This is a genomic window from Psychrobacter sp. AOP5-GZ1-6, assembly GCF_052376345.1.
Classification (GTDB): domain Bacteria; phylum Pseudomonadota; class Gammaproteobacteria; order Pseudomonadales; family Moraxellaceae; genus Psychrobacter.
This window is the reverse complement of sequence record NZ_JBQSVP010000193.1, coordinates 1-4,246: the sequence shown is the minus strand read 5'-3', so window position 1 is coordinate 4,246 and position 4,246 is coordinate 1. Positions and strand designations below refer to the sequence as shown.

The following is a 4,246-nucleotide window of genomic DNA, read 5'->3' as shown; positions in this document are numbered from 1 at the left end:
CTCTCTCAATGGCGCTAGAACGTCCATAGAAAGTGATTTAAGTAACCATGCAACCAAAGCGGCTCAAGACCTTAGACAAGCATCTAGGGAGGCAACGAAAGCAGCACAAGAAATCAGAGAAGCGAGAACGGCGCTTAGTTGGAAATTTGTGTTTTTGTATGTTGGAGGGCTTTTAGCTGTTACCTTTGCCTTACTTTTGGGGTTAGTAGTTTACGCCCCTACTCTTGATGATATAGCAGACCGTAGAGCAACAGTAGCCGAGCTTAACAACCAAAATGGTGACTTAGATATTAGCCGATGCAAGGGTGAGTTATGCGTTAGAGTGATGAAAAAGAAATGTGATTTTGGGGCATCGAAGGATTATTGTGTTTTGGATTTAAAAGACTGATTATTACTTTAGATAGGAGCGTTAGAATAGCTCGAAAACGCTTTGTAGGTGTAGGCTTAGAAAGTTTAACTTGATGAACATATTATCAGAAACCACTAGACCAACAGACTTGATTTAATTCGTACTCATCTATTGTAAAGTCATTAGGGTAGTCTTTGAAACCTGACTTATCGCTAAGGAACTTCATAGCTTTTTCTGCCTCTTCTTTAGAGTCATAAACACCTAGAAGTTTCATGCGTTCTGTTAAGCCTTCAGCAGCGTGTTCAAGAACATACATCGTAGTCATAAAAAACCTTCCTAAAAAATGCGGATAAGCTAAGACTAATTTATTTTAGAGTTAAAAGCTAACGCCCTAGCGGTTGTTGGGTCAGAGTTAGCCAGGACAGGCGAAAAAGATTGCCTGATCTTGGCTAACTCTCGACCAAAGGGCAAAAGGTAGTACCTACTTCATCCCTTGATTTATCGGGCTTTACAGAGAGATAAATAAAAGAGTAAACTACAGAAACGAGTAAGCCCCAACAGTTGGAAGCTGTCAGGGCTTAATGTAATTAATAAGTGTGCGACCACCTAAAAACCACGAATCGATAACGTGTATTTTAGTTGGTTGCACACTCTAAGACAAGGCTTTTTTGTATTTGGTTCGGTAGGGTTCAGTAATTTTTAAGTAACCCATACTACTACCTGATGTAAAACTGAAATTTTATAGTGTACGCAATCAAACAAATAGACCCGACCGACTGGCAGAGCGTCAGCACTCTAGCCCAATTCTACGCAGACCTAGCGACTAACCCCTATTGCACCAATGACAAGGGGTTTAGCCACATCCGCACCAAGTCACACGCTATAAAACACACCTACATACAACCTAATCACCCCGAGATTATCAAGTGGCTTGTTTTTGATATTGACGACCCACAAGCCCTATTCGCTTACCATGATAAGGGGTTACCACGTCCGCAAATTATCATCAAAAACCCCGAAAATGGACACGCCCACTACGCCTACAGACTAACAACGCCAGTGGGTAACTGGCGCAAATCAAGCCAAAAGGCGATGCGATACCTTGCCAGTGTGCAAAAAGCCCTACGATTAGCGTTAGAGGCAGACAAAAGCTATGGTGGCAACCTAGTTAAAAACCCTTGCCATGCCTCGCACGATGTATATTTGACAGGGGCTAAGCCCTCTTACACTCTTGCCGAGCTTGCCGAAAACTTAGACCTAGAGCTTTCTCAAGCGCAAGAGCCAGCTAATGACGAAGGATATGGGCGTAATTACTCGGTATTTGAACACGTTAGACCATACGGTTATGCTTTAGCATCTGCGCCTTACAGCGAGCTTGTAAGGCAGTTACAGCCTATTGCAGAGCAGTATAATCAGCGTTTCGATGTACCCCTATTCCCTAATGAGCTAAAACACATTGTCCGCAGTATTGCCCGATATTGTGTACGAAAGGACTTCACAGCAAGCCATAAAACATGGTCAGAGCTTCAAAGCCATCGCTCAAAAATGAGATGGGGTGATAACACCGACAAGCAAAAACAAGCCCGAATATGGGCATCTGAAGGCATGAAAATAGGGGTCATTGCGGAGCGTTTAAGTATATCACCTAGAACCCTTACACGGTGGGGCATACAGAAGAAGTTAAAGTAAAAATCGGACATCCCATAATCAGATAATAGCCCGAGGGGGTTTTTGATGGTTGCCGTTAAGCTCAGCTAATCAATTTTTACGCTGCTTTGCTCTGCCCCAAAATCATCGAAAATTAATCAGTCTTTTTCAATCGACCGCAGTCGATTGCCGTGACTCTGCTAACAAGCCTAATGTTCTACCGTTTCGTATCTGCCCCTTCAAACCTGTCTTGATTATCCGTCTAATTGGCTCAAATTAGCCTCCTGCTGCCGTTCTTCTGGTGTGCCCGCTACCCTAGTATCGTTTGTTAATTTCTAAGCGATTGTAGCCCATTTAAGAGCGTCCGTTATTTTTGGTTTTTTGGGTTTCTTGCAGTGAGTTAACAAAGCTATTGCAATGCACTAACATCGTTAGTATAATGGGCTGCATTAATAACTTGAGGTCTTATCATGGCAAATATGCTACCAGACAGAAGTGACAGTACGTTCACTTGCAGAGCCGACAAGGAATTGGTTGATGCGTTCAAGCGCATAGCCAAAGATAACAACCGCACCGCAAGCCAACTGGTTAGGGATTATATGATGGCTTACGTGAAGAAAAACGGTCAAGGCAAATTAGATTTAGACTGAATTATTTTCATCAGAATCACTGACCATAGCTTGTCTTAATTCTTCAAGCAGAGGTTCGATCCGTTTTATATCGGCAGGACGGGTAATGTGAGTGCTAGCGTTCTCAAGTATGAATTTGGCGATACCAGTATTAGTCTTGGCAAGGGATAAAAACATACCACCGATGATTACTTTTTGACCAGTTTCTAATGAATTTTTTTTAGTCATTAACCGTTTTCTTTCGGCTTCATTTCTTGCTAATTTTTGTTCTATAGTCAGCATAGTGTTATCCGTATCTGAAATTGTTTGTGCTAGTATATCATTGTAGTTTTGGCTTTTCACTTATCTGTCTTTTTAGATAAGTGCGCATTTACGACTTGATAATTTTATTCCACGTTGTTCCATAAAATATCAAATCCTAAATACGTCCTGCGGAGCAAAAGCCAAAACCTTAAAGACCTTACTAGCGAGATTTTGAAAATGGCGATTTACTATGCGACCACAAAACCGATTAGCCGTACTAGTGGCAGAAGTGCAACTGCATCGGCTGCGTATCGTGCAGGGGTGAAAATTGAGGATAAACGCTCAGGTAAAACACACGACTATAGCAAGCGTGGCGGTGTAGAAATGGCGTTTGCTTTCGATAAGAACTTTAAAAAAATTGACCGAAGCGAGTTATGGAATAAGGCGGAGCTAGCCGAAAATCGTAAAGATGGGCGCACTGCTAGGGAGTGGGTTTTAGCCATACCTCACGAGCTGATACCCAAAGACAAAGACAAGCGCAAAGACTTCAAAAAAAACGAGGGTGCAAGGCTAGCGGTCAGGTTCGCCAAAGTCTTAGCAGAGCGATATAACGTAGCCGTTGATGTGGCTATTCATACGCCTGATAAGCAGGGCGATAACCGCAATTATCACGCTCATATTATGACCACGACAAGAGAGTTCAGCCTTACAGATAATGGCATTGAGCTAGGCGACAAAGCAGCTATTGAGCTATCCAACACCAAGCGTAAAGCGTTGGGGCTAAGTTCCTCAACCACTGAAATCAAAGAGTTACGCAAGGAATGGGAAAACATCGTAAACGTTCAGTTAGAAAAGCTAGGTATTGATGAACGTATCGACCATCGAACCCTAAAGCAGCAAGGGATAGAGCAGAAACCGACAATTAAGATGGGTTGGAAAGCGTCAGCAATGGAGCGTAGAGGTATTGCGACCGACAAAGGCGATCTAAACCGAGAGATTACCGCAGACAATCAGCAGTTGCGTGATTTACAGATAGAGTTTGCAGCCCTTACAGAAGCTAAGACAGAGATAGAGAACGTCAAAGAGCAAGCCAAAGGTATGCAGGACTTCAAAGCAGAATATGAGTTATTCAAACAAGAGCAGCAGCAACAAAAATTAGAACGTCAGGAACTCGAAAAAACCCACGAAAAGCAGCAGGACAGAGGCATTGAACCATGAGCGATGACAGCACAAAACAGCATCTATTTGCATTGATGGCACACGCAGAAGAACAGCAAAAGAATATTGACCAAACCTTAGACATCATCAACAAACAACAAGCCCAGATAGAGAGCTTGCACAAACAACTACCAAACCTCGCTCAGCACTTATTTACGGA

At 42.7% G+C, this 4,246-nt stretch carries 5 protein-coding genes; 3 read left to right on the top strand and 2 right to left on the bottom strand.

Annotated elements, in window-relative coordinates; all coding sequences use genetic code 11:
- Nucleotides 1–388, top strand: a 388-nt coding sequence (locus tag ACT3RN_RS14750; RefSeq protein ID WP_444518766.1) for a hypothetical protein, incomplete at its 5' end; no start/stop codon positions are given.
- Between the two features lie 85 nt (nucleotides 389–473).
- On the opposite strand, the gene ACT3RN_RS14745 is transcribed toward ACT3RN_RS14750, so the two are convergent.
- Nucleotides 474–674, bottom strand: coding sequence for a DUF7336 domain-containing protein (locus tag ACT3RN_RS14745; RefSeq protein ID WP_193030088.1), 201 nt, complete (start codon nucleotides 672–674; stop codon nucleotides 474–476).
- Nucleotides 675–1,093: 419 nt separating this feature from the next.
- Here ACT3RN_RS14745 and ACT3RN_RS14740 point away from each other — a divergent pair, with 419 nt between their 5' ends.
- A complete protein-coding gene (locus tag ACT3RN_RS14740; protein WP_193030095.1) occupies nucleotides 1,094–2,038 on the top strand; it encodes a replication initiation protein in 945 nt (314 codons plus the stop codon).
- Between the two features lie 599 nt (nucleotides 2,039–2,637).
- Here the strand turns inward: ACT3RN_RS14740 and ACT3RN_RS14735 are convergent.
- Nucleotides 2,638–2,967 (bottom strand): hypothetical protein, encoded by a 330-nt coding sequence (locus ACT3RN_RS14735; RefSeq protein ID WP_193030093.1) that lies wholly within the window; start codon nucleotides 2,965–2,967, stop codon nucleotides 2,638–2,640.
- Nucleotides 2,968–3,105: 138 nt separating this feature from the next.
- Here ACT3RN_RS14735 and ACT3RN_RS14730 point away from each other — a divergent pair, with 138 nt between their 5' ends.
- Nucleotides 3,106–4,086, top strand: coding sequence for a MobA/MobL family protein (locus ACT3RN_RS14730; protein ID WP_193030091.1), 981 nt, complete (start codon nucleotides 3,106–3,108; stop codon nucleotides 4,084–4,086).
- The last annotated feature ends 160 nt before the right edge of the window (nucleotides 4,087–4,246 follow it).